Here is a 2,563-nt window from a genome sequence, read left to right as displayed (position 1 = left end):
GCCGAAGGCGCGCACGGCGTCCGCCTGGGCCTGCGCGTGCGCGATCTGCCGGCCGGCGCCGTGCTGCGCTTCTACGGCCAGGCCGGCGCGCAGGTGTTCGAGGTGTCGGGCGACGAGGTGCTGCGCACCCTGGCGCGCAACCGGCAGGCCGGCGAGGAGGGCGAGGCCGCGCGCACTTACTGGAGTCCCGATTTTGGCGGCGCCGAAACCACGCTGGAGCTGGAACTGCCGGCCGGTGCCGACCTGGACCGGCTGGACCTGGCCGTGCCCACGCTCTCGCATTTTTTCGTCGCCCCCGATCAGGTGGCCAACCCCTCTCTGGCCAAGGTGGGTGAAGCGGGCAGCTGCAACGTCGACGTCACCTGCCGGCCCGAATACAGCGCCGAGAGCCGCTCGGTCGCCCGCATGCTGTTCATGGAAGCCGATGGCCGCGCCTTTTTGTGCACGGGCACGCTGCTCAACGACGCGAACTTCAGCGCCACGCCGTATTTCCTCTCGGCGCACCACTGCATCTCGACGCAGGCCGCCGCGTCTTCGCTGTCCACCGACTGGTTCTACCGTGCCTCGGCATGCAACAGCGGCCAGCCCTACGCCGGCACGCAGCGCCTGCATGGCGGCGCGGCCCTGCTCTACGCCGAAGCCGCCACCGACACCGCCTTCATGCGCCTGAACGCACCGCCGCCCGCGGGCATCGTGTTTGCGGGCTCGTACTTTGGCGCCGTGGGCGCGGGCGCCGCCGTGGCGAGCATCCACCACCCCGAGGGCGACCTGCAAAAGCTCAACGAAGGCGCGGTGCGGCGGTTCGAGAACTGCACGCTCGAGGCCTGCACGGCCAGCACGCCGCAGACCGGGCGCTTCCTGACCGTGGGCTGGAGCACCGGCACCACCGAGGGCGGCAGCAGCGGCGCGGGCCTGTTCCTGCCCATCGGCCCCCGGCGCTACATCGCGGGCCAGCTGCTGGGCGGCGTCGCCAGCTGCCAGAACCCCGGCGGCGACGAGCGCTTCGGCCGCTTTGACCTGGCGTTCCACGCCGCCCTCAAAACCTGGCTGAAGCCCGACGCGGCCAGCCCGACCCCCCCTTGAACCCGAAGGACCACGGCCCGCACGGGCCCCGCATGGCATGAGCATTCAGACCGACGATTTCGCCCCCGCGCCGCACAAGCGCATGATTTCCGCCGTTCCGGCGTCGCCCCAGGAAGAAGCCATCGAGCGCGCGCTGCGCCCCAAGCTGCTCGATGAATACGTCGGCCAGGCCAAAGCGCGCGAGCAACTTGAAATCTTCATCGGCGCGGCCAAGAAACGCGGCGAGGCGCTCGACCACGTGCTGCTGTTTGGCCCGCCCGGCCTGGGCAAGACCACGCTCTCCCACATCATTGCCGCCGAACTGGGCGTGAACCTGCGCCAGACCAGCGGCCCGGTGCTCGAAAAGCCCAAGGACCTGGCGGCGCTGCTGACCAACCTCGAAGCCAACGATGTGCTGTTCATCGACGAGATCCACCGCCTGAGCCCCGTGGTCGAGGAAATCCTCTACCCCGCGCTCGAGGACTACCAGATCGACATCATGATCGGCGAGGGGCCGGCGGCGCGCTCGATCAAGCTCGACCTGCAGCCCTTCACGCTGGTGGGTGCCACGACGCGCGCCGGCATGCTCACCAACCCGCTGCGCGACCGCTTCGGCATCGTCGCGCGGCTCGAGTTCTATACGCCCGACGAGCTGGCGCGCATCGTCCGGCGCAGCGCCGGCCTGCTGGGCACGCCCATGGACGAAGAAGGCGGCTTCGAGCTGGCGCGCCGCTCGCGCGGCACGCCGCGCATCGCCAACCGGCTGCTGCGCCGGGTGCGCGACTACGCCGAGGTCAAGGGCTCGGGGCGCATCACGCTCGACATCGCCAACCGCGCGCTGGCCATGCTCGACGTCGATCCGCAGGGCTTCGACGTGATGGACCGCAAGCTGCTCGAAGCGCTGATCCACCGCTTCGACGGCGGGCCCGTGGGGCTGGACAACATCGCCGCCAGCATTGGCGAAGAGGCCGGAACCATCGAGGACGTGATCGAGCCCTACCTGATCCAGCAGGGCTATCTGCAGCGCACGCCGCGCGGGCGCATCGCCACGCTGGCCGCCTACCGCCACCTGGGCGTGGCGCCGCCGCAGGCAAGCGGCGCAGTGTTCGACGCGGGCGCGCTGCCGTGATGCGGCGCCGGTGGGCACTGTGGCTGCCGGCGGCAGCGCTGGTGCTGGCCGGCCTCGCGGTGGCGGGCGCGGTGTGGCTGCGGGGCCCCGCCGTGGAGGTGGTGGAAGTGCGGCGCGCGCCCCTGGTGCGCACGCTGCAGTTTTCGGCGCGCGTGGCCACGCTCTCGCGCGTGGACGTGGGCAGCACCCTCACGGGCCGCGTGGCCCAGGTGCTGGTGACCGAAGGCGCGGCGGTGCGCGCCGGCGACACGCTGGTGCAACTCGAAGACAGCGAATGGCGCGCCGCGCTGGCGCAGGCCGAGGCGGCAGAGCATCAGGCGCGCGCGCACCTGGCCGGCCTGCGCGGCAGCGGGCGTGCGACGTCGCAGGCGG

Annotated in this window: 3 protein-coding genes; all 3 read left to right on the top strand. The window is 71.7% G+C overall.

Annotated features, from left to right (window positions below; all coding sequences use genetic code 11):
* The coding region (locus B2J89_RS20960) for a serine protease (RefSeq protein ID WP_169170781.1) at positions 1-1,083 on the top strand (1,083 nt) is incomplete at its 5' end.
* A gap of 37 nt (positions 1,084-1,120) precedes the next feature.
* Entirely contained in the window at positions 1,121-2,191 is a 1,071-nt protein-coding gene (ruvB, locus tag B2J89_RS20955; protein WP_169170780.1) for a Holliday junction branch migration DNA helicase RuvB, read from the top strand.
* The coding region (locus B2J89_RS20950; RefSeq protein WP_205763925.1) for a biotin/lipoyl-binding protein at positions 2,191-2,563 on the top strand (373 nt) is incomplete at its 3' end. The genes ruvB and B2J89_RS20950, both read left to right, overlap by 1 nt.

This window comes from Acidovorax sp. SRB_24 (assembly GCF_012931925.1).
The sequence above is the reverse complement of the archived record's forward strand: the minus strand, read 5'-3'. Positions and strand labels throughout refer to the sequence as shown.